At 72.2% G+C, this 25,128-nt stretch carries 8 protein-coding genes; 6 read left to right on the top strand and 2 right to left on the bottom strand.

The genetic code is table 11. The annotated features are described in order from the left end of the window. Positions 1–334: 334 nt before the first annotated feature. Both Sdia_RS23405 and Sdia_RS23400 read right to left on the bottom strand, forming a co-directional pair. The gene (locus Sdia_RS23405; RefSeq protein WP_115069674.1) at positions 335–1,552 is read right to left on the bottom strand and encodes an IS110 family RNA-guided transposase; all 1,218 of its coding nucleotides are present in this window, start codon (positions 1,550–1,552) and stop codon (positions 335–337) included. A gap of 567 nt (positions 1,553–2,119) precedes the next feature. Beyond that, positions 2,120–3,706, bottom strand: a complete 1,587-nt coding sequence (locus tag Sdia_RS23400) for a (2,3-dihydroxybenzoyl)adenylate synthase (RefSeq protein ID WP_128461841.1) — start codon at positions 3,704–3,706, stop codon at positions 2,120–2,122. 364 nt (positions 3,707–4,070) lie between these two features. Between Sdia_RS23400 and Sdia_RS23395 the strand changes: the two genes are divergently transcribed. From Sdia_RS23395 to Sdia_RS23370, 6 genes are all read left to right on the top strand, one after another. Beyond that, the gene (locus Sdia_RS23395; protein ID WP_164904283.1) at positions 4,071–4,817 is read left to right on the top strand and encodes a thioesterase II family protein; all 747 of its coding nucleotides are present in this window, start codon (positions 4,071–4,073) and stop codon (positions 4,815–4,817) included. A gap of 7 nt (positions 4,818–4,824) precedes the next feature. Continuing rightward, a complete protein-coding gene (locus Sdia_RS23390) occupies positions 4,825–5,859 on the top strand; it encodes an isocitrate/isopropylmalate dehydrogenase family protein (protein ID WP_128461845.1) in 1,035 nt (344 codons plus the stop codon). Between the two features lie 66 nt (positions 5,860–5,925). After that, a complete protein-coding gene (locus Sdia_RS23385; protein WP_128461847.1) occupies positions 5,926–7,302 on the top strand; it encodes an FAD-dependent oxidoreductase in 1,377 nt (458 codons plus the stop codon). Continuing rightward, entirely contained in the window at positions 7,293–7,631 is a 339-nt protein-coding gene (locus Sdia_RS23380) for an antibiotic biosynthesis monooxygenase family protein (protein WP_128461849.1), read from the top strand. The genes Sdia_RS23385 and Sdia_RS23380 overlap by 10 nt, the downstream gene beginning before the upstream one ends. 247 nt (positions 7,632–7,878) lie before the next feature. Next, on the top strand, positions 7,879–15,681 hold the full coding sequence (locus Sdia_RS23375; protein ID WP_262417745.1) for a non-ribosomal peptide synthetase: 7,803 nt from the start codon (positions 7,879–7,881) through the stop codon (positions 15,679–15,681). A gap of 8 nt (positions 15,682–15,689) precedes the next feature. Continuing rightward, the gene (locus Sdia_RS23370; RefSeq protein ID WP_189500332.1) at positions 15,690–25,091 is read left to right on the top strand and encodes a non-ribosomal peptide synthetase; all 9,402 of its coding nucleotides are present in this window, start codon (positions 15,690–15,692) and stop codon (positions 25,089–25,091) included. Positions 25,092–25,128 lie beyond the last annotated feature (37 nt).

Genomic DNA, 25,128 nt, shown 5'->3' with positions numbered 1-25,128 from the left:
ACTATGCCTGACCTGGTGTTTCGTGCGCAGCCGTCCAGGTCGACATCCTTCCGATGACCTCGCACGTGGAGTGCGTGGCAATTCTGGAGCCTGCCAAGAAGGGCCTTTGACCTGCTATCTCTGATTTCCCAGGTTCCGGGCGGGAAGCGTTGACATGTTTCCATGGGCACACGCCGTGGGGCAGGCCGCATGCCGGACGGATGTCGGCTGACCTGCGGTTTGGGTCGGTGACGGGAAGCGGACGGGTGGTGCCCCGGGCCTTCGGGGGGGGGTGCCTCTATGTCCTTCGTCAAGGCGTCCCTGTCAGGTTTGGGGTGGTTCAGGGTTGCTGCGGTTATGCGGCGAGCTCGACGTCGTTCGGTGTCCTGGATTGGTAGAAGGTGCCGTCGCGGAGCATGGCGAACAGGACGCTGACGCGTTGGCGGGCGAGGCGGAGGAGGGCCTGGGTATGGGTCTTGCCGCGGGCTCGTTGCTTGTCGTAGTAGGCACGGGAGGCGGGATCGGCGTTCATGCAGGCGAAGGCGGACAGGAACATCGCCCGTTTGAGTTGCCGGTTGCCGCCTCGGGGTGCGTGTTCGCCGTGGATGGAGGTTCCCGACTGCTTCGTGGTGGGGGCGAGGCCAGCGTAGGAGGCCAGGTGGGCAGCGGTGGGGTAGCTGGTGCCGTCGCCGACGGTGACCAGCAGGACGGCGGCGGTCCTGACGCCGACGCCGGGCATCGAGGTCAGGACCGGGGAAAGAGGGTGGGCCTCCAGCAGCGTGTTGATCTGGGCTTCCATCGCCCTGCGCTGGGTGTGCACGGCGGTCAGGGAAGCGGCCAGGGAGGGGACGACGATGTCCAGGGTGCCGGTGCCCGGGACGACGACGGTCTGCTCGTCGAGCGCGTCGAAGACGTCATCGATCAGTCGGGCGGCCATGCGTGGGGCCTTCGGGCGGATCAGTTCCACGAGCCGGCGGCGGCCGGCCTTGCGCAGGGCGGCCGGGGAGCCATAGCGCTCCAGGAGCCAGGTGATTGCCTGGTGGTCCAGACGTGGTCCGAGGACGCGTTCCAGGCTGGGGTGGAACTGGGTGAGCAGGCCGCGTATCCGGTTGCTGGTGCGGGTGGCCTCGGCGGCGAGGTCCTGGTCGAAGCCGACCAGGACGGTCAGCTCGGCGGTGATCTCGTCGGTCAGTTCCAGGGAGCGCAGGGTGTGCGGCATCGTCCGTGCGGCGTCCGCGATGACGGCCGCGTCCTTGGCGTCGGTCTTGGCCTCTCCGGGGTAGAGGTCGGCGATGCGGCGCATGGCCAGGCCGGGCAGGTAGGCGACGCGGCAGCCCGCGTCGCGGGCGACGGTCAACGGCAGGGCGCCGATGGAGGCGGGCTGGTCCACGATCACCAACACGGTGCCGAACTTCGCGGTCAGCTTGTCGAAGACGGCCCGCAGTTTCGGCTCGCTGTTGGGCAGCGGCTTGTCGAAGACCTTTTTGCCCGCCGGGGTGAGCCCGTGGCCGTGATGGTTGCTCTTGCCGACGTCCAGGCCGAGGAACACGCCCACGTCTTCGATCTCGAACATCGTGCCCCTTCCAGGGGGGTTGACGGTGCCGGCCTCGGCTCGGGTGTCGTGCTCGCGCATCCACGTTATGCAGACCTGCCGCCCGCGAACTGCCCGGCATTGCACCGGACCGGACGGTGGCCGGACCTCTGATCAGCGTCTCCGACGAACACCCCCGGACCCGGTGACACCACCCCCCAGGTCATTCCTTCGACAGGGGGACACAGTCATGCCGGGCCCAGAGGCCAGCGGCCCTCTTGCAGGACCGCGAAGAACATAACGGGGGGGCCGGGCTGTTCTGACGCTCGCCTCGATGGAGCGTCAGGTTGTGTATGTCAGGGCTGGTGAAGCGGTGCGTGCCCGGGCCGCCGGTCACCTCTTGATGCAGGCGTCAATTGCCGCACTTGGAGGTGGCCCGGCGGCGCCGAGTGAGCTGCTCATCCGCCGGTCACGGACCGGTGTGCGGCATGGTCAGCGGCCGGGTCGGGCAGGTCCCGGTGCCCGGTGGGATCCCGGCCGGATGAGGTGGCCAACCGGCCGAGGTGGGCGCGGAACGGACGCAGAATCCGTCCCCCGGCTTGGGCACCGTCAGCGTTTTGAGGCGGCGATCCCCGCGCGCAGCGCCTTCTTGTCGACCTTGCCCATCGGTGTGCGCGGAAGCTGCGGCATCGGTATCAGTCGGTCGGGGATCTTGTAGGCGGCCAGGCCGCGGCCCCTGAGGAACTCCTTCATGGCCGACGGACGGACGTCCGCCTCGTCGAGGACGACGAACGCGTAGGTCCGTTCGCCGAGCACGCTGTCCGCCACGCCGATCACGGCCGCGTCCTGCACGGCGGGGTGGGTGCGCAGATGCCGCTCCAGCTCCTCCGCGGAGACCTTCTCGCCGGCTCGGTTGATGACGTCCTTGATCCTGCCGACGATCACGATATTGCCGTCCGGGTCGCGCCGCACGAGGTCACCGGTGCGGAAGAAGCCGTCCGGCGTGAACGAGCGGGCGTTCTCCTCGGGGGCCCGGTAGTACCCGCGGATGGTGTACGGCCCCCGTACCTGCATCTCGCCCGCCTCGCCCTCGGGCACGGGGTTCCCCGACTCGTCGACGATCCAGACCTCGTCACCCGGTGACATCGGGCGGCCGTCCGTGTTGACGGCCACCTCCTCAGGGTCGTCGAGCCGGGTGTGGGTCAGCAGCCCCTCGCTGATGCCGTACCACCGCTGGATCCGGCAGCCCAACACCTGGGCCGCACGGCGCGCCAAGGCCGGGTCGAGCGGCGCGCTGCCCACCTGAATCAGCAGGTGGGACAGTTCACCGGGCGGCCGTTCGGAATCGGCCCACAGCCGCAGCACCGAGGGCACGACAGTGGTCACGGTAACCCCCTCGCGGCGGATCAGTGAGAAGACGTCATCGGGCCGCACGCTCGACGTGAGGACCGCCTTCCCGCCCAGCAGGAGACTGCCGAACACGCCCGGACAGGCGAGGGCCGCCTGGTGCGCGACCGGGTTGACGGCCAGGTACACCACCTCCTCGCCCACCTGCATCGCCTCCGCGCAGGCCCGCATGACGTACTCGTAGTCGTCGTGGGTGCGGGGGATCAACTTCGGCAGTCCGGTGGTGCCACCGGAGAGCAGGAACAGGGCGGGGTCGGACGCGTCCACCCGCGGCAGCGCGACGTCACGGGAGTCCAGCGACTCCAGCTGGGTGAACTCCTGGGCGTCACCGCTGACAATCACGTGCGGGACCGACGGGATCTCCCGGGCGATCGTGCGGTAGTCGAACCCGCCGAACTCGTCCTTCACCACATAGGCGACAGCGCCGGAGTGGGCGCACAGATGCGAGATCTCCGTTCTGCGGTGACCGGGCAGCGCCAGCACCGGGACGGCACCGGCCCGCAGCAGCGCGAAGACCAGGACGACGAACTCCGGGACGTTGGGGAGGTGCACCACCACCCGGTCCAAGGGCTTGATGCCCAGCTGGATCAGGCCGCCCGCCAGTCCGTCCGCCCGCCGGGACAGCTCCGCGTAGGTCATCCGGCGCTCGCCGCACACCACGGCCACCCGCCCGGCGTTGCGTCGGCACGACTCGTGCAGCAAGTCACCGATCGGCCGGCCGCGCCAGACCCCCGTCCGGCGCAGCTCCGCCGCGAGTTCTTCGGGCCAGTGCACAAAACCGTCAAGCATGATCGCGTTCCCTTCCAGCGGTCGGTCGTGGGATGGATCGGGGGCACGGCCGTCCGGGAGCCGCCGCGGGTGCGCTCGGTCCGTCCTGGCCGCGGTCCGGCGGGGACGCGGCCGGAGGGCGGGTGCCCCCACTCGGTGGCGGGCGGTGTCCGTGCGGTGGTGCGCGACGTCCGCACGCGACGTGAGCCCGGCCCCGTGCGGCGGCGTACCTGCGGTCCTTGTCGTCCTGTCCCTTGGCATCGTCGGCTCCCCGGTCAGCCGCCCCCCGATCTCTTGCCGACATCTGTCGTGGGCCCGTGCGAATCCGCGGCGAATGGAAAACATGGTGCGGACGGAACGACGGCCGGCCAGGAGGGCGAAGAGGATGAGCCGCATACGGGAACGCGGATGGGTGCGGTCGATGATCACCGGTGACCCGCTCGGCGTGCGCGTGGTGTGCTTCCCGCACTCGGGGGGCTCGGGGATCACCTTCGGCGAGTGGTCCGCCGCGGTGCCGCCCGGCGTGTCGCTGATGGCCGTTCAGTACCCGGGCCGCGGCGACCGCTTCGGCGAGCCGCCCGTGGACGACGTGGCCGCGATGGCCGGCTGCGTGGCGGCGGAGCTGCTGCGGTTGCCGCCGGGCGACCACATTCTGTTCGGGCACAGCCTGGGCGCGCTGGTCGCCTACGAGACCGCCCTGCTGCTGCGGGACGCCGGCGAGGAACCCCTGGCGCTCTGCGTGTCCGCCGCTCTGCCGCCCGGACGGATGAACAACAGAAGCATCCACCTGGCACCCGACGACGAGTTCTGGACGACGCTGTGCGCGCTGGGCGGCATCGAACCCGCGATCGCCGAGAACGCCGAGCTGCGCGACCTCCTCCTGCCCGTCATCCGCTCGGACCTGCGGGCCCACGCGACCTATCGGCCCCGCCCGGGCGCCCGTTCGCTGTCCTGCCCCGTGCGCTGCTACCACGGCGAGGGCGACCCGTTGGTGGAGCAGGCCCAGCTGGCGGGGTGGGCGGGCGTCACCTCCGGCGGCTTCACGGAAACCGCGCGGCCGGGCGGGCACTTCCATGTGACGTCCGACGTCGCGGAACTCGTCGTGGACGTGCTGAGCCAGGGCCGGAAGTGAGGCGGCGTTGACCACCATCGCCGTGATCCCCGGTGACGGCATCGGCCCCGAGGTGATCGGGCCGGCGCTGGACGTCCTCGAGGCCCTCGGCCTCGGAGTGCGCACGGACGTCCTGGACCACGTCAACGCTGAGGCGTACCTGCGCACCGGAACAGCCCTGACCGGAGCCGACCTCGACCGGATCAGGTCCGGCGAGGCGGCGCTCCTCGGCGCCGTCGGCGATCCCCGGCTCGGTGACACCCCGTACGTGCGCGAGGTCCTCACCACCCTGCGCCTCGAACTCGACCTCTACGTCAACTACCGCCCCGCCAGGCTTTGGCACGACAGGCTCAGTCCGCTGCGCGACCCATCCCGCCGGGCGATCGACTGCGTGATCGTCAGGGAGAACACCGAGGGGCTCTACAGCGGCATCGGAGGCGTCACCCGCACCGGGAGCCCCCAGGAGGTCGCCGTCGACGTGGACCTCAGCACCCGTCACGGCGTGTCGCGCGTACTGGACTTCGCCTTCTCCGTGGCACGCAGGTCGGTGTGCCTCGTCGACAAGGCCAACGCCGTCCGCAACGGCGGGCAGCTGTGGCAGCGGTGCTGGAGCGAGGCGGTGGCACGGCACCCGCACGTTGAGGCGTCCCACCTCTACGTGGACACCGCCGCCCTGCGGCTGGCCACCGATCCGACCGCCTTCGACGTCATCGTCACCAACAACTCCTACGGCGACATCCTGAGCGACCTCACGGCCGCGCTCGCCGGCGGCCTGGGCGTCGCGGCGTCGGCCAACCTCAACCCCGCGACCGGACGGGCGCTCTTCGAGCCCGTGCACGGCAGCGCCCCGGACATCGCGGGCACCGGCACCGCCAACCCGTTCGGCGCGATCCTCTCCGTGGCCCTGCTCGTCGAGCACCTGGGCCGGACCGAGGAGGCGGACGCGGTGCGCCGGGCGGTCGCCGCGGCAGTGGCGACCGGCTGTGTCACCCCCGACCTCGGCGGATCCCTCGGCACGAAGGAGGTGGGCACCGCGGTCCTGGCGAAACTGCGGCGGCCGTAGCCAGGTGCGGACGCGGACACGACCGCGGAACCGCGGGCGGAACGACGGACGAGGGGCGGGGACAGCATGAACGGCAACGGCACGAACCACACGGACGGGAACCCGGAGACCGTCATCGTGGGGGCCGGTCTGGTGGGCGCGGTCACGGCCTGCTACCTCGCCCCCCGCTTCGGAACGGTCACCCTGCTGGAGAAACGGGCGGACCCCAGACTGGAGCCCCCTCCGGAACGCCGGTCACTCGTCGTGATGCTGTCGGCGCGCGGCTGGCGCGCCCTGTCGGACCTTGGCGTCGCGGACGCCGTGCGCCGCATCTGCGTCCCCCTGCACGGACGCTGCGGACACCTGTCCGACGGCCGGACGCGGTTGACTCCCTATAGCCGGGACGGACAGCCCATCTGGGCGGTGGAGCGCCGGCGGCTGCACCAGATCCTGCTGGACGCCGCCGAGGCGACCCCCGGTGTGCGCATCCGCTTCGGGCAGCGGGTGCGCTCGGTGGACCTGGACGAACCCGCGGTGCTGGTGGAGGACCGGCACGGCTCGCGCCGGCTGACGTGCCGCCGGGTCCTCGGCTGCGACGGCGCGCACTCCGCCGTCCGGGCCGCCCTGGAGGCGCGCGGCGCACGGGTCGAGGTGCGCAAACTGGACCTGGCGTACCAGGAGATCGACGTGCCGGCCGGGCGGCTGGACCCGGGCGTCACGCACTTCTGGCCCGCCGGGAAGGCGATGTTCGCCGCGCACCCCCTGCCGTCGGGGAAGCTCTCCGGCTCCTTGTTCATGCGTCTCGGCGGCCCCGCCCCGTCCTACGCGGCGGCCCGCGGTGGCCAGGACCTGTCCGAGATGTTCGCCGCTCACTTTCCCGAGCCGACCGCGATCATCCCCGACATCGCGGAACAGCTGGCCACCAAGGCCGTCTCGACCCTCACGACCGTCCGCTGCGACCGATGGGTCTGGCGAGACACCTTCGCGCTGCTCGGTGACTCCTGTCACGCGATGGCGCCCTTCATGGGGCAGGGCATGAACTGCGGCTTCGAGGACGCCCGGGTCCTTGTCGCCTGCCTCGACGCCTCCGCCGACTGGGCGGCGGGCCTGGCCGCCTACGAGAAGTCGCGGACCGAGGACGCCGACGCGATCTCCCGGCTCTCCTACCGGCACTACTTCACCATGGCCAACCCACCTCGCGAGGAGACCTCGGCGGACGTGCTGCGCGGGCGGCTGACGGTCCTCTTCCCCGACCGGTTCGTGCCGCTGTACGAGCGGTGCGCCTTCAGCGAGGAGAGCTACGCCTCCGTACTGCGCGACGACCGGCGTTTGGACCGGCTCGTGGCGGATCTGCTGGCCCGGTACGGCACCGGACTGGTCTCGGCTCCGGACGACCGGCTGCGCGCCTGCACCCCTCCCCCCACCCCGACCACAGCCACCCTGGAGGACTCCGGATGTTCGTGATCCTGTTCAAGTCGCACCTGTCCGAGCAGGCCGGCGAGGAGTACTACGCCACCGAGGAGCGGATGCAGGAGCGGGTCCGCGCCGTCGCCGGGTCCGACCCGGTGGAGGTCAAGCACTACACCGGGGAGGACGGTGAACGTCTCGCCGTCATGACGTGGCGCGACGAGGAGACGTTGGACAAGTGGCGTCACGACCCCGAGCACCAGGTGGCGCAGCACATGGGCAGGAAGCACTGGTACTCCGCCTACGAGCTGACCGTCGCCCAGGTGGTCCGGACCAGCGCACACGACAACCGGAGCCCGGACGCAACGGCCGAAGAGCCGCGCTAGCAGGCGGAGGACGGCCGTGGGAACGATCGGGTCCGGGAGCGAAGGACGGCCTTCCAGGGCGGTTGCGGCGAGCTCCGGACGGACGCCGGCCCGCGCTGTGTGGCTGAGTTGTTTCGGGTGATGGCCAATTCCTTTTCGGTCTCTGGCCAACATCTTTCATCTCGGTTGTTCCACCACATGGGCCACGACAAGCATCGGCACGGCGAGGGGCCGTTGACCGGGACACCACTTTGCTGGGGGCATTTGGATGGGTTGCAACGGCGTCACATCCGCGCAGGAAGCCATGTGGCTCGCGCAGGAGTTTACCCCTGACGTACCGAACAACGTGGCGACTCTCTGGGACATCGACGGTGACCTGGACACTGCCCTGCTCGCCGAGGCCCTGCGGGCGGCGGTGGCGGAGGCCGACGCGCTGAGGGTGAACTTCCGCCGCGACGACGACGGACTGAGGCCGGTCGCCCGGGACCTCGGGGCGTGGGAGCCGTTCCGCCTCGATGTCGGAGACACCTCAGACCCCGCCGACGCGGCCCGCGCCGTCGTCGCCGATCTCGTGCGCCGGCCCTTCGACCTGACCGAGGACGCGCTGCTGCGGATCGGCTCCATCCGGCTGGGCCCCGGCCGTCACCTGCTCGTGCTCGTCTTCCACCACATCCTCACCGACGCGTTCGGCGTTCTCACCCTGCTGTCCCGGCGGATCGCCGAGATCTACCGCGCACTGCGCGCCGGCTCCGCGTTGCCGGAGGGCGCCCCCAACCCGCCGGAGGACGCGGCGGCGAAGGACGCCGCCTACCGGGCGTCGAAGCGGTTCGCCGACGCCGAGCGGTTCTGGCCCGACTACCTCGCCGGTGACCTGCCCGCCGCCCGTCTGCCCGTCGGTGTCCGGCCCGGCGCCGGCGCCCCCGTCGGTGAGCCCGGGTACTGGGACGGCCTCACCGCCCCGCAGGGGATGTCCACCCGCACCGCGACGGTCCCGGCCGCCGAACTCGCCGCCTGGGAACACGCCTCCATTGCGGCCGGGACCTCGGTGCCCGACCTGATCGCCTCGGCCGCCACCGCCTTTCTGGGGCACATGTGCGGTCTGTCCGAGCCGCTGCTGACCATCACCGTCAATCACCGCGTCGGCGCACTGCGCCGCTCACTCGGTCTGCTCTCCAACCGGGTGCCGCTGCGCTCGCGGGTGGACCCGGCGGCCGACTTCGTGGAACTGGCCGAGGCCCTTGGCCGGGAGCGGCGCCGTGTCCTGCGGCACGCACGGCACGACATATCTCTGATCAAACGGGCCACCGGCCACGCCGGAGAGGCACGCAGTCCGTTCGGCGCCGTCGTCAACGTGCTCCCCTCCGTCGAGGCGCTCGACCTGGCGGGAGCCTCGGCCCGCTTCGCCGGTGGCACCTTCGGCGTGATCGACGAGGTGATGGTCTGCGTCTACACCGACGGAACGGCCGAAAGCGACCTGTACGTCCGGTTCGACGCGCCGCGGGCCGAGTACGACGACCAGGACATCGCCGGGCTGGCCGAGCGGTTCGTGACGTTTCTGCGGATGGCCCTGGCCGACCCGCACGCCCCGGTCGGGACCGTCACCGCGCTGTACCCCTCCGAACGCCGCGCGCTGCTCACCGAGTACGCCGGACCCACGGTGACCCCGCCGCCGGCGACCCTGACCGAACTGCTGGACCGGCAGGCCCGCGCCACCCCGGACGCCGTCGCGCTGACCTTCGAGGATTCCCGGACGACCTACCGGGAACTGGCCGAGAGGTCCGGCCGGCTCGCCCGCCTGCTGACCGAGCGCGGCGCCGGGCCCGAGCGGTTCGTCGCGGTCTCGGTGCCCCGTTCCCCGGAACTGGTCGTCGCGCTGGTCGCGGTCCTCAGGGCGGGCGCCGCCTACGTCCCCGTCGATCCGGACTATCCGGCCGCGCGGGTGGAGTTCATGCTCGCCGACGCCGGGCCTGCGCTGCTGCTCACGGTCAAGGACACCGCGGACCGGCTGCCCCGCACGGACGTCCCCGTGGTCATGGTCGACGACGCCCCGCTCACCGAAGGGCCCGTCACCTCTGCCCCGCACGGTGTCGACCACCCCGCGTACATGATCTACACGTCGGGATCGACCGGACGGCCCAAGGGCGTCGTCGTCACGCACGCCGCGATCGTCAACCGGCTGCTCTGGATGCAGGATCGTTTCCGGCTCGATGGCACCGACCGGGTCCTGCAGAAGACGTCCGCCTCGTTCGACGTGTCCGTTTGGGAGTTCTTCTGGCCGCTGATCACCGGCGCCACCCTGGTGGTCGCCCGGCCGGACGGGCACCGCGACCCGGACTACCTCGCCGACGTGATCCGGCGGGCCGGCGTCACGACGGCGCACTTCGTCCCGTCGATGCTGGCCGAGTTCGTCACCGAGGAGACGGCTGCCGCGTGCACCGGTCTCCGCCGCGTCGTGTGCAGCGGAGAGGCCTTGCCGGCCGAGCTGGCCGCGTGGTTCCACCGGACCTTCGGCACGCCGCTGCACAACCTGTACGGGCCGACCGAGGCGGCCGTGGACGTCACCGCGTGGCAGTACCGGCCCGGGGCGCGCACGATACCGATCGGCACCCCGATCTGGAACACCGCGCTCTACGTCCTCGACAGCCGGCTGCGACCGCTGCCGCCCGGTGTCTTCGGCGACCTCTACATCACGGGCGCCGGACTCGCCCGGGGCTACCACGACCGCCGGGGCCTGACCGCGGAGCGCTTCGTGGCCTGTCCCTTCGGGGAACCGGGGCGGCGCATGTACGGGACCGGCGACCTCGCGCGCTGGAACGCCGACGGTGAGCTGGAGTTCGCCGGCCGCGCCGACCACCAAGTGAAGATCCGCGGCTTCCGGGTCGAGCCCCAGGAGATCGAGGACACGCTGACCGACCACCCCGGAGTGCTCAGGGCGGCCGTGGTCGCCCGGCCCGGCCGAGGCGCGGATGGAGCCGCCCAGCTCGTCGCGTACGTCGTCCCGGCCACCTCCGGTGGCAGCGGCCCGACCGGCACCGACTGGGATCTGCACGCCGGTCTGGACCTCACCGAGTTGCGAGGCTTCGTCGCGGCCCGGCTGCCCGCCCACCTGGTGCCCGCCGTGTTCGTCGCGCTGGACCGCATGCCGGTGACCGCGAACGGCAAGCTGGACCGGGCCGCGCTGCCCGAGCCGGAGATCACCGGCCGTGCCCACCGGCCGCCCCGGACCGGTGAGGAGAGCCTTCTGGCCGCGGCGTTCGCCGAGGTGCTCGGCCTGAGCGACATCGGGGTGGACGACGACTTCTTCGCTCTGGGCGGCGACAGCATCCGGGCGATCCAGGTGGTGGCCCGCGCCCGCGCCGGCGGTCTCGCGTTCAGCCCGCGCACCGTGTTCGAGTGCCGCACCGTCGCCGCGCTCGCACAGGCCGCGACCTGCGACACCGCCCCGGCCACCCTCGCCGAACTCGAGGGCGGGGGCGTCGGCCTGCTGCCGCTGCCCCCCATGGCCCGGCTGTACGCCGAGCGGGGTCCCGGCCTGGACCGCCTCGCCCAGTGGCTGGTGCTGGAGCTGCCCGCAGCTGTCGACCTCCCCGGCCTCACCGCGGCCCTGCGCTGCGTCCTGGACCGGCACGACGTCCTGCGCTCACGGCTGACGGACGACGGCCTGCTCGTGCAGCCGCCCGGCACGGTGGACGCCGGCGCGCTCGTCGGCCGGGTCGCCTGCCCGGGGGACTGGGACGGCGAGGCGTGGCAGACCCTGCTGCGCGCCGAGGCCGCCGAGGCCGTGCGGCACATCGACGTCCGGACTGGGCGGATGCTCCGGCTGGTCCTGTTCCGGGGGGCCGCAGGCGGGCCCGGGCGGCTACTGGTCGCGGCCCACCACCTGGTCGTCGACGGCATGTCCTGGCGGGTGCTGCTGCCCGACCTGGCCGCGGCTTGGCGCCAGGTCCAGGAAGGCCGGATCCCCGCCCTGCCGCGGGTGGGCACCTCCCTGCGCCGATGGCTGCACGCCCTGGCCGACGAGGCGGCCCGCCCTGAACGGGTGGCGGAGGTGGCGTTGTGGCGCGATCTGCTCGCGGCCCCCGTCGCCCCCGTGGGCTCCCGGCCGCTCGACCCGGGCCGGGACCTCACCTCCACCACCGACACCGTCCGGGTGGAGCTCCCGGCCGACCTCACGAACGCGATCCTGACCTCCGTCCCCGCGGCCTACCGCAGCGGCGCGGACGACGTCCTGCTCACCGCCCTCGTCCTCGCACTGGTCCGGGAACGGGAAGGTCTCACCGGCGGCACGGCCGTCGTACGGATGGAAGGGCACGGCCGACAGGAGGAGCTGGTGCCCGGTGCGGACCTGTCCCGCACGGTCGGCTGGTTCACCACGGTCACCCCCGTACGCCTCGACGTCTCGGAGATCGACGTAGACGCCGCGATCACCGGAGAAGCTGCCGCCGGTGACGCCCTGAAGCTGGTGAAGGAGCAGCGGCGGGCCCTGCCCGACCAGGGCATCGGCTACACCCTCCTGCGCCACGTCAACGACGACACCGCGGCGCTGCTCCGCCGGTACCCGGCGGACGACATCGGATTCAACTTCCTGGGCCGTTTCTCCTTCGACCACCCGGAGCAGGCGCCCGGCCAGGACCTCACCCGTGGCTCCGAATGGACCTCCGCGCCCGAATGCGCCGAGTTGGTCGCCGCGCCGGCTGCGGACATGCCGACGCCCAGCGCGCTGGAACTGAACGCCCTGGTGACCGGCGTGGGCGACGACGCGCGCCTCACGGCCCTGTTCACCTTCGCCACCGGAGTTCTGACCGCGGGCGAGGTCCGCGCCCTGTCCCGCACCTGGTGCGCCGCCCTGCGCGGCCTGCGGAACCTGGTCGAGTCAGGCGGGCGGGGACTGACCCCGTCCGACGTCCCGCTGGTCGACGTCCGCCAGGAAGAACTGGACGAATGGCAACAGCGCTTCGGACGCGTGAGCGACGTATGGCCGCTCACGCCGTTGCAGGGCGGGCTACTATACCACACGATGCTCGCGCAGAGCGCGTCCGAGGCATACCAGACGCAGTTCGTGTTCCGGCTCGAAGGCCCGGTGAACCCGGCGCGCCTGCGGGCGGCGGGCCAGGCACTGCTCGACCGGCACCCGAACCTCCGGGTCGCGTTCCAGCCGAGCGCCACCGGTGAGCCTGTGCAGGTCGTCGTGGACGACGTCCCGCTGCCCTGGCGGCACCTCGACCTCACCGGCGAGGCGGACGCCGCCACGCGGCTGGAGGAGATTCTCGCCGAGGAGCGGGACGCCCGCTTCTGCCCGGACAGCCCACCGCTGCTGCGCCTGACCCTTGTCACGATCGGCCCCCGGTACGCCGAACTGGCCCTCACCGCCCACCACGTGCTGCTCGACGGCTGGTCGGTACCACTCATCGAGCGCGAGCTCATGGACCTGTACATCGCCGACGGCGTCGGCACCGCACCGGCGCGCCCGCACGGCTACCGGGACTTCCTGAGCTGGCTGTCACGGCAGAACACGGCGCGCTCCGCCCGCGCGTGGGCTGAGGAACTCGCCGGTGTGGCGGAGCCGACCCTGCTGGCGCTCACGACGCCAGGGGCCCGGCCGACCGGCAGCGGCAGCGGCAGCGGGCAGATCGACGTGCCGCTCACCGGCGAGGACACCATCAGGTTGGCGCGCCGCGCCGCGGAGTGGGGCGTCACCGCCAACACCCTGGTGCAGGGCGCGTGGGCCATGGTGCTGGCGCAGCACACCGGCGGCCAGGAGGTGCTGTTCGGCGCCACGGTCGCGGGTCGGCCCTCCGGGCTGCCGGGCGCGGACACCACGATCGGCCTGTTCATCAACACGGTGCCGGTGCGGGTGCGATGCACGCCGGCCGACCCGGTCCCGGAGGTGCTCGGCCGGCTCCAGGACGCCCAGGCGGGACTGCTGGACCATCACCATGTGGGGCTCGCCGACATCCAGCGGGCGACCGGGCTGAACGAGCTGTTCGACACGCTTGTGGTGTTCGAGTCGTTCCCCGTCGACCGGTCCGGACACGCGGCGGCAGGCGCGTCGGCGCAACCGGTGGTGACCGGTATCCGCCCGTACGCCCCGCCGCACTATCCGCTGACCGTGATCGCGGCAGCCGACCCGCTGTTGCGGATCTCCTTCCAGTACCGCCGCAACGTCTTCGAGCGGACCGCCGTGGAGGCGCTCGCCGACCGGCTGGTGCGGGTGCTGCGGCAGTTCGCCGCCGGTTCGCGGGCCACCGTCGGCGCGCTCGACGTGCTGTCCGACGCCGAGCGCGAACAGGTGCTGCACGGCTGGAACGACACCGCGGTCCCGCCCCCCGAGCGGACCGTCCCCGACCTGCTCGCGGCGCGGGCGGCCCGGACGCCGGACACGGTCTGCGTCGAGTTCCGCGGGCACCGGCTGACCTACCGGGAACTGGACGAGCGGGCCGGCCGGCTGGCGCACTGGCTGGCCGGGCAGGGCGCGGGCCCGGAGTCCCGGGTCGTGGTGCTGCTGCCTCGCTCGGCCGACCTGGTGGTGGCCCTGCTGGCCGTGTGGAAGGCCGGCGGCACGTATGTGCCGGTGGACCCGGAGTATCCGGCCGCCCGGGTGCGGGCCGTGGTCGAGGACAGCGCACCAGTGCTGGTCCTCGATGAGAAGCGGCTGGCCGGGGTGGACCTGTCCGACCGGTCCCCTCACCCTGCCCACGGCCCGCGCGTTCCGGTCGGCGCGGACCACGCCGCCTACGTCATCTACACCTCCGGCTCCACGGGGACGCCCAAGGGCGTGGTGGTCCGGCACGGTGCGCTGGCGATCCTGCTGACCGGCATGCAGAATCGCTTCACCCTGACGCCGGACGACCGGTTGCTGGCCTGCGCCACCGTCGCGTTCGACATCGCCGCGCTGGAACTCTTCCTGCCCCTGCTCGCCGGCGGCCGGGTGGTACTGGCCGGCAAGGACGACATCACCCAGCCGTCGGCACTGCTGGACCTGGTCGAACGGTCCGGCGTCACCGTCATGCAGGCCACCCCCGCGCTCTGGCAGAGCCTGGTCACCCACGCGCCGGCCTGTCTGACCGGGCTGCGGGTGATCTCCACCGGCGAGGCACTGCCCCTGGCGCTTGCCGAAACCCTGTGCCGGCACGCCGCCGAGGTCACCAACCTCTACGGCCCGACCGAGACCACCGTCTACGCCACCGCCGCCCGTCTGCTCCCCGGCCGCTCCGGCATGCCTCCCTCCGTCGGCAGCCCGGTCGCCGGCACCCGGATCCTCGTGCTGGACCAGGCGCTGCGCCCGGTACCGCTCGGCGCTGCCGGTGACCTCTGGATCGCCGGCGAGAGCCTGGCCCGCGGCTACCACGACAGGCCGGGCATGACCGCGGAGCGGTTCGTGGCCTGCCCGTTCGGGCCACCGGGCGCCCGTATGTACCGCAGCGGGGATCTCGCCCGCTGGACGGACACGGGTGAGGTGGAGTACCTCGGCCGGTCCGACCACCAGATCAAACTGCGCGGCTACCGGATCGAGCCCGCCGAGATCGAGCACATCCTGACCCGCCACCCCGCGGTCCGCCGGGCTGTCGTCACCGCCCGCGAGGAGCGTCCGGGGGACCGCCGGCTGGTGGCGTACGTGGTCCCGGAGACCGGCGCCGAGCCGCCCACCACGGAGCTCCTGCGGGAGGCGGTCGGAGAGCGGCTGCCGGCCTATATGATCCCGGCCGCGTTCGTGACACTCACGGAACTGCCACTGACGCCCAACGGCAAGCTCGACCGTTCCGCCCTGCCCCGCCCGGAGATCGCCGGGGACGAGTACCGGGCTCCCCGTACACCCCGGGAAGAGACGCTGTGCGTGCTGTTCGCCGAGGTTCTGGGCGCCGAGCGGATCGGTCTCGACGACGATTTCTTCCTCCTGGGCGGCCATTCACTGATGGCCACCCGGCTGGTGGCCCGGGTACGCGCGGAAATGGGCGTGGAAATCCCGATGCGCATCCTCTTCACCGCCCCGACCGTGGGGGAACTGACCACCCGCTGGAACGAGATGTCGGCCTCCACTCGAAAGCCGCTGCGGAGAATGAACGAAAGGTAGGAGAAACCATGACCCCCCTGTCGTACGCGCAGCGGCGAATGTGGTTCATCAACCGCTTCGAAGGCTCTTCCTCCACCTACAACATCCCGCTGCTCCTGCGCTGCCACGGCCCGCTCGACGCCGTCGCGCTGCGGGCGGCGTTTCGCGACGTGATGGTGCGCCACGAAGTCCTGCGCACGGTCTTCGCGGAGTCCGACGGCCAGCCGTACCAGCGTGTTCTCGACCCTGCCGAGATCGACCTGCCCTGGCAGGACTGGGGCCGGGTGGCCCCCGAGCGGGTGTCCGGCGTGGTGGCGTCGGTGAGCGGCAGCTGGTTCGACTTGTCGACGGACATACCGCTGCGCGGCTGCGTCCTCCAGAGTGGCGACGAGGAGTTCCTGGTTGTCCTGGTGATCCACCACATCGCGGGCGACGGCGGCTCGCTGGCCCCGCTGGCACGTGACGTGTCGACGGCCTACCGGTCCCGGGTGACCGGCACGGCACCGGACTGGCCCGAACTGCCTGTGCAGTATTCGGACTACGCGCTGTGGCAGCAGGAAATGCTGGGTGACGAAAAGGATCCGGACAGCGTCGTCTCGACGCAGAGTGCCTATTGGCGCGAGGAACTGGCCGGTGTGTCCAAGCCCCTTCCCTTGCCCCTGGACCGGCCCCGTCCCGAGGTGGCGAGTTTTTGCGGCGGATCGGTCCCGGTCGGGTTGTCCGCCGAGCTGCGCGCCGCCGCAGAGAAAATGGCGCAAGCCAATGGTGTCACGACGGCGATAGTGCTCCAGGCCGCCTTGGTGGTATTGCTGCATCGGCTGGGAGGAGGCAAGGATGTGACCGTCGGCTCGCCGATCGCGGGCCGTACGGAGGAGGCGCTGAGTGAACTGGTGGGTTTCTTCGTCAATACCTGGACGCTGCGCGTGCAGGTGACCGCGGACCGGACTTTCGAGTGGGTGCTTGAACAGGTACGGAAGAAGGCGCTTGCCGCCTACGATCACCAGGATGTGCCGTTCGAGCGGCTCGTGGAGCTGTTGCGGCCGGAGCGGTCGACCGCGCATCACCCCCTGTTCCAGGTGGTGCTGGCGTGGCAGAACAACACCCCACCGCACCTGGACCTGCCGGGTCTCACCGTGACGATGGAACCGCTGCCCACCGGCAGCGCCAAGTTCGACCTGTTCTTCAACCTGGCGCCGGACGACTCCACCGGCTCCGTCGTCGGTGAGATCGAGTACGCCACCGACCTCTTCGACCGCTCCACCGTGGAGGACATCGCGGCACGGTTCGTGGCCGTCGTCGAAGAGGTGGTGGCCGACCCGAGGACCACCGTCGGCGCAGCGGCCGGGGCCGGCCGGCCCGGCGACTTCCTCGACGCCGCCGAGCGCCACAGGATCCTCGTCGAGTGGAACGACACCGCCCACCCCGTCCACTGCCCGGGACCGGTCCATCTGCTCTTCGAGGAGCAGGCCGCACGGCGCCCGGACGCCACCGCCCTGCGCTGGGCCGACGGCACCATGACCTACGGCGAGCTGAACCGGTGGGCGAACCGCGTCGCCTGGGACCTCAAGGAACGCGGCGTCGGCCCGGAGACCGTCGTCGGTGTCGGAGTTCCCCGTGGGCCGGCCATGATCGCCGCCGTCCTCGGCGTGCTCAAGGCGGGCGGCGCCTATCTCCCGCTGGAGCCGGCGCTGCCCGCCGACCGCGTGGCCGGCATGCTCGCCGATGCCGGGTGCTCCCTCGTGCTGTCCACGCCGGACACCGAACGCTGGTCCCTGCCGGACGGCGTCCGGCTCGCCGAACTCGCCGACGCCCGGTCGCCCGGCGCCGACCACGATCCGGAACCGGCCGCGGGACCGGACAACACGGCGTACATCATCTTCACGTCCGGCAGCACCGGGAAGCCGAAGGGCGTCGCTGTCACCCACCGCCCGGTGCACAACCTGATCGACTGGTGTTACCGCACGTTCGCGTTCGGCCCCGACGACGTCGTCCTGTGTGTCACCTCGCTGGGCTTCGACCTCTCCGTCTTCGACATCTTCGGCCTGCTCGGCTGCGGCGGCGGCGTCTACCTCGCGGACGCTGTCCAGCAGCGCGATCCGCAGCTGCTCCTGGACGTCCTGCTCACGGAGCCGATCACCTTCTGGGACTCGGTGCCCACCACCCTCAACCAGGTCGCATCCCTGCTCACGGAGGACGGCGGGTACGAGGGCACCGGCGACCTGCGCCTGGTGTTCCTCTCCGGTGACTACACCCCGCTGTCGCTGCCCGACGAGGTCCGCCGGGTGTTCACCGGCGCGGAGATCGTCAGCCTCGGCGGCGCCACCGAGGCGACGGTGTGGTCCAACTACTTCCGGGTCCGGGAGATCGACCCGTCCCAGCGCAGCATCCCCTACGGCCGTCCCATCGACAACGCCCGCTACTACGTGCTCGACGAGAACATGGAGCCGTGCCCCGTCGGCGTCGAGGGCGACCTGTACATCGGCGGGGACTGTCTCTGCGTCGGCTATGTCAACCGGCCGGAACTGACCGCGGAACGATTCGTCCGTGACCCGTTCAGCGCACGTGAGGGCGACAGGCTGTACCGCACCGGCGACCGCGCCAGCTTCTTCCCGGACGGCAACATCTGCTTCCTCGGCCGCGCCGACAACCAGGTCAAGCTGCGCGGGTTCCGCGTCGAGCCCGGCGAGATCGAGCACGCCCTGGTCCGGCACCCGGCCGTCCGCCAGGCCATCGTCACCGCCCGCGAAGACCAGCCCGGCGATCTGCGCCTGGTCGCCTATGTCGTCCCCGACACCGGAGCCCTCCCGCCCGCCGGCGGCACCGACGACCAGGTGGAGGAATGGCAGGAGGTCTACGACCAGACCTACTCCGACGACGGCGGACACGGATTCGGTGAGGACTTCACGGGCTGGAACGACTCCTCCACCGGTGAGCCGATCCCGCTCGACGAGATGCGGGCCTGGCGCGACGCCGCCGTGGAAGGCGTCCTGCGATGGTCGCCCGAGCGCGTCCTCGAACTGGGCGTCGGCACCGGGCTCCTGCTCGCGCACCTCGCCGGCCGGGTGGAGGAGTACTGGGCCACCGACCTCTCCCGGGCCGTGATCGACCGGCTCGGCGAGCAGGTGACCCGGGCCGGCCTGGCCGACCGAGTCCGGTTGCGCCACCAGGCCGCCGACGATCTCACCGGACTGCCCCGTGGCACCTTCGACACCGTGCTGCTCAACTCGGTCGTGCAGTACTTCCCTGACGACCGCTACCTCGCCCGGGTCCTGGACGGCGCCTGGGAACTGCTCGCGCCCGGCGGCCGGATCGTCCTCGGCGACGTCCGGCGGGCCGCCTCCCTGCCCACGCTCCAGACGGGCGTCCAGCGGGCGAAGCACCCTGATGCGGCACCGGCCGTCCTGCGCACCACGGTCGAACAGGCCGTCCTGCTGGAGAATGAGCTGGTGGTCGACCCCGAGTGGTTCCTGAGCTGGGCCCACCGGGCCGGGGGGGCCGGAGCCGACATCCGCACCAAGGACGGCGTCCACCACAACGAGCTGACCCGGCACCGCTACGAGGTCGTGCTGCACAAGCCGGGCACGGAACCGGCGGACGCCCCGCGACGGCTCGACGGCGTCCCCACCCTGGCCTGGGAAGGCGACCTGGGCCGGCTCGCCGACCGCATAGGCGACCGGCCGGAGCCGGCGGTGCGGATCACCGGAATCCCGAACGCCCGCCTCACCGATGAGGCCGCAGCGGCCCGCGCCCTCGGCCTCGACGGCTCCGCCGCGCCGGAGCTGCCGCCGCTCGACACCGCCGAGATCCGTGCCTGGGCCGCCCGGCACGGCTGGGACGCGGTGCCGACCTGGTCGGCCGAAGCCGTCGACCTGCTCGACGTCGTCGTGCTGCGCGACAGCCCGGCGGCCGGCACCCTCCTCACCTGCACATACCTGCCGGCCACCGACGGACGCACCCCGGCGAACGACCCCGCGGCCGCCGCCGCCGTTACGGCACTGCTGCCCGCCCTGCGCGGGTATCTGCGGGAGACTCTGCCCGAGTACATGATCCCGGCCGCCATCGTGCCCATCGCCGCCGTGCCGCTGACCGACAACGGCAAGCCCGACCGGCGGGCTCTGCCCACGCCCGACTACACGGCCGGTGGCGGCCGGGCCCCCGCCACACCGGAGGAGGAGTCGCTGTGCGCGCTGTTCGCCGGGGTCCTCGGTCTCGACCGGGTCGGCGTGGACGACAACTTCTTCTCCATCGGCGGCCACTCGCTCCTGGCCACCCGGCTGGTCAGCCGCATCCGGGCCGAGCACGGTGTGGAGATCCCCATCCGGGCCGTCTTCCAGTCGCCCACCGTCGCCGAACTCGCGGCCCACCTGACCACCCTGAACCACCTCCGCGCGCCGCTGCGACCCCAGGCGCGGCCCGAGCGGCTGCCCCTGTCCTACGCCCAGCAGCGGCTGTGGTTCATCCACCGCTTCGAGGGGCCCTCGGCGACCTACAACGTCGCGCTGGCCCTGCGGATGCGCGGCGCGCTCGACGCGGCCGCCCTGCGCCGCGCCGTGCACGACGTCGTCGAGCGGCACGAATCCCTGCGCACCGTCTTCGGCGAGGCGGACGGGCAGCCGTACCAGCGGATCCTGCCGCCGACCGCGGTCGAGGTCCCCTGGGAGGAGCACGAGATCACCGAGGCCGAGCTGCCCGGCGTCCTGCGCGAGGCGGCGCGCCGTCCGTTCGACCTGGCGGCCGAGATCCCCTTCCGCTCCTGGCTGCTGCGGACGGGCGAACGCGAGGCGGTGTTCCTCATCGGCGCACACCACATCGTCGCCGACGGCTGGTCCGCCCTCCCGCTCGCCGAGGACCTCGCCACCGCCTACGAGGCCCGCAGCGCGGGCCGGGCGCCGCAGTGGGAACCGCTTGCCGTGCAGTACGCCGACTACACCCTCTGGCAGCGGGAACTGCTGGGCGACAGCGAGAACCCGGGCAGCCTCTACCGGCGGCAGCTGGATTACTGGACGACCCAGCTGGCCGGCCTGCCCGAGACCGTCACGCCCCCCATCGACCGGCCCCGGCCCGCCGTCGCGTCGTACGCCGGCGATCTGGTGCCGCTCGCACTCGACCCCCAGCTGACCGACGCTGTGCGCCGGATGGCCCGGGAGCGCGGCGCCACGGTGTCGATGGTGCTCCAGGCGGCCCTGGCCGCGCTGCTCACCAGGCTCGGCGCGGGCACGGACGTGCCGATCGGCTCGCCCATCGCCGGACGCACCGACGAGGCGCTCAACCGGCTGGTCGGCTTCTTCGTCAACACGTGGGTGCTGCGAGCGGACACCTCCGGCGACCCCTCCTTCGCCGAGCTCGTCGACCGGGTCCGCGAGAGCAGCCTCGCCGCCTACGACCACCAGGACATCCCGTTCGAGCACCTGGTCGAGGTGCTCAACCCGGTCCGCTCGCCCGCCCACCACCCGCTCTTCCAGGTGTGCCTGGCCCTGCAGAACAACACGCGGCCGGAGTTCCACCTGTCCGGCCTCACCGTGACCGAGGAGCCGCTCTCCCTGGGCACCGCGCGCTTCGACCTGTTCATCAGCGTCACCGAACGGGACGAGGAAGACGCGCCGGCCCGCATCGAGGGCTTCGCGGAGTACGCCACCGACCTCTTCGAGGTGGAGACGGTCAGGACGCTCCTCGACCGGTGGCTGCACTTCCTGCGCCAGGTGGTCGCGGCGCCCGACACACCCATCGGATCCGTCGGTGTCCTGACCGAGCACGAGCGCGCGGCGTTGAGCGCCTGGTCCGGCCCGGCCCGGGGCGCCGGGCTCGAGGCCGGCACCCTTCCCGAGCGGTTCGCCGCCGCCGTCGCCGCGACCCCGGACGCGACCGCGCTGGTCTCCGCCGACTCCTCGCGCACCTGGACCTACGCCGAACTGGACCGCTGGGCCAACCGCCTCGCGCACCACTTCGTGGCCCGCGGCGCCCGCCCGGGCGACCGCGTCGCCCTCGTGATGGAACGCTCGCCGCTGCTGGTCGCCGCCATCCTCGGTGTCCTCAAGGCCGGTGCCGTCTACGCGCCCGTCGACCCGACCCACCCGCCCGAGCGCATCGACTTCCTGCTCGCGGACCTCGACGCGGCGGTCACCGTGGACGGGGGACTCGCCGAGGCGGACCTCGACGGGCTGCCCGACTCGCCGCCCGAGGTGGAAGGCGTCGGCGAGCACGCCGTCGCCTACGTGATGTACACCTCGGGTTCCACCGGCCGCCCCAAGGGCGTGGAGGTGACCCACCGCAACGTCGTCGACCTCGCGCTCGACAGCTGCTTCCGCACCGGCGCCCATCGCCGCGTCCTCTTCCACTCGCCGCACACCTTCGACGCGTCGACGTACGAGATGTGGGTGCCGCTGCTCGGCGGCGGCACGACCGTGGTGGCCCGCGCCGGCCGGCCGGACACCGCGGAACTCGCCCGGGTGATCACCGAGCGGGAGGTGACGGCGCTCTGGCTGACCGCCGGACTGTTCGCCGTGATGGCCGAACAGCACGTCGAGTGCTTCGGCGCCGTCCAGGAGGTGTGGGCCGGCGGGGACGTCCTGTCGCCGACCGCCGTCCGCACGGTCCTCGACGCCTGCCCCGGTGTCACCGTGGTCAACGGTTACGGCCCGACCGAGACCACCACGTTCGCCTCCCGGCACCGGATGGCCTCGGCGGCGCAGTGCACCGACCCGCTGCCCATCGGCGCCCCGATGGACGGCAGCCGGCTCCTCGTCCTGGACGACCGGCTGCGGCCGGTGCCACCCGGCGTGGTGGGTGAGCTGTACATCGGCGGTGACGGCGTGGCGCGCGGTTACGCGGGCCGCCCGGGCCTGACCGCCGCCCGGTTCGTGCCCGACCCGTCCGCGCAGCCGGGAGCGCGTGTGTACCGCACGGGCGACCTGGTGCGCTGGGACGCCGACGGCCGCCTTCACTACGTCAGCCGCAGCGACGACCAGCTCAAGCTGCGCGGCTTCCGCGTCGAGCCGGGCGAGCTGGAGGCGGTGCTGCGCGAGCAGGACGGCGTGGCGAACGCGGTGGTCGCCGTGCGCCGGGACCGGCTCGGCGAACGCCGCATGGTCGCCTACGTGGTGCCCGACAGCACCGCTTCCACCGGCCGAGACGCCGCCGAACAGGTCAGCGAGTGGCGCGAGATCTACGACACCATGTATGGCGGGACCGAGGTCGCCACCGACACGGTCGGCGAGGACTTCACCGGCTGGAACAGCTCCTACACCGGCCGCCCCGTCCCGCTGGCGGAGATGCGGTCCTGGCGCGAGGCGGTGCTGCGGCGGGTGCGGTCCCTGCGCCCGCGCCGGGTGCTGGAGATCGGTGTCGGCTCCGGTCTGCTGCTCGGCCCGCTCGCACCGGAGGCCGAGGAGTACTGGGGCACCGACTTCTCGGCGCCCGTCATCGAGCGGCTGCGCGCCCAGACCGGCGCCGACCGGCGGCTGTCGGGCAAGGTGACCCTGCGCTGCCAGCCCGCCGACGACGCCGACGGCCTGCCCGCCGGGTACTTCGACACGGTGATCCTCAACTCGGTCGTGCAGTACTTCCCGGACGCCGACTACCTCACCCGGGTGCTCGATCTCGCGATGGACCGGCTCGCACCCGGCGGACGCGTCGTGCTCGGCGACGTCCGCAACCACCGCACCCTGCGCACGTTCGCCGCGGCGGTGCACCGCTGCCGACAGCCCGCGGACGGCCCGGCCGCCGTGCAGGCCGCCGTCGAACGCGCGGTGCTCGCCGAGAAGGAACTCGTCGTCGACCCCGGCTTCTTCACCCGCTGGGCCGAGGCCCGCCCGGACGCCGTCGCGGCCGACGTCCGCCTCAAGCAGGGCACCCACCACAACGAGCTGACCCGCCACCGCTACGAGGTCGTGCTGCACAAGGCACCGGCGAAGCCACTGAACCTCGGCGACCTGCCCGAGGCTGCCTGGGGGGCGGAGGTGCGCGAACTGGCCGACCTGGAGACCGCGCTGGCCCGGCACGGCGGCCGGCTCCGTCTCACCGGCATTCCCAACGCCCGCCTGGCGGGCGAGGCCGCCGAATGGGGTGCTCCCGCCGAACTGGGCGGCACCCTCGACCCGGCCGAACTGGAGGTCTGGGGCGCCCGGCGCGGGCTCGCGGTGTACTGCACGTGGTCGGCGCAGGCGGGTGACCGCTTCGAGGCGGCCGTCGTGCCCGACGTGGACGCGGTCTGCTGCGACGGCCTGTACCGGCCCGCCGGCGCCCCCTCGGCCCGGCTGGCGAACGTCCCCGCGGTCTCCCGCCGCGCCTCCCGGCTGCCCTCCCTGCTGCGCGAGCGGCTCTCCGGCCGGCTGCCGGAGTTCATGATGCCCGCCGAGATCATCGTCCTCGACCGGCTGCCGCTCACCGAGAACGGCAAGGTGGACCGGGCCGCGCTCCCCGAGCCGGACCCGGTCGGCGGGGAGCACCGGGCCCCGCGCACCCCGCGCGAGGAGGAGCTCGCCGCGCTCTTCGCCGAGGTGCTGGGCCTGGACCGGATCGGCATCGACGACGACTTCTTCGCCTGCGGCGGCCACTCCCTGCGGCTGACGCGCCTGGTGTGGCGGATCCACGAGAAGCTGGGCGTGGAGGTCCCGATCCGCACGGTGTTCCAGTATCCGACCGTCGCCGAACTGGCGGAACAGCTGACCGCCGACGCCGACGCCGACTTCGAGGACCCGTTCGCCGTCCTGCTGCCGATCCGCACAGAGGGGCAGAAGCCGCCGCTGTGGTGGCTGCACCCGGGCGGCGGGCTGAGCTGGCCCTACCTCGGCTTCGCCCGCCACCTCGACCCGGCCTGGCCGCTGTACGGCATCCAGGCACGCGGCTTCGACGGGACCACCGAGCCGGCCGGCTCCGTCGAGGAGATGGTCGAGGATTACCTCGGGCAGGTGCTCCAGGTCCAGCCGAGCGGCCCCTACCACCTGCTGGGCTGGTCCTTCGGCGGCACCCTCGCGCACGCCATGGCGGCCGAACTCCAGCGTCGCGGACACGAGGTGGCCCTCCTGGCGCTGCTGGACGCCGCGCCCTCCAGCCACTTCGCCGACCTGGAGGCGCTGGACGAGTCCATGGTCCGCCGCTACCTCGCCAACTACATGGGACACCTGGCAGGGATGGAGGAGTACCCCTCGCTCGTCACCACCGCCTCCTCGATCTTCATCGGACAGATGGAGCAGATGCGGCGGTTCACCTCACCGCGGTACCGGGGTGACGTCGTCTTCTTCAACGCACTCCTCGACCCGGAGACCCACGACAAGCGGCAACTGGACGAGGACCTGGACGTGCTCTGGCAGGAGCACGTCGACGGACGTGTGCAGCGCGTCGACATCGCCTGCGCTCACAACGAGATGTACTGGCCGCGGAACGCGGCTGAGATCAGCCGCACCATCAACCGGATTCTGCGGGCAGCGCAGTGACCCTGTTCGAACCCGTACGTGCTGAAACGACCTCGGG

This window comes from Streptomyces diastaticus subsp. diastaticus, assembly GCF_011170125.1.
Lineage (GTDB): Bacteria > Actinomycetota > Actinomycetes > Streptomycetales > Streptomycetaceae > Streptomyces > Streptomyces diastaticus.
The sequence above is the reverse complement of the archived record's forward strand: the minus strand, read 5'-3'. Positions and strand labels throughout refer to the sequence as shown.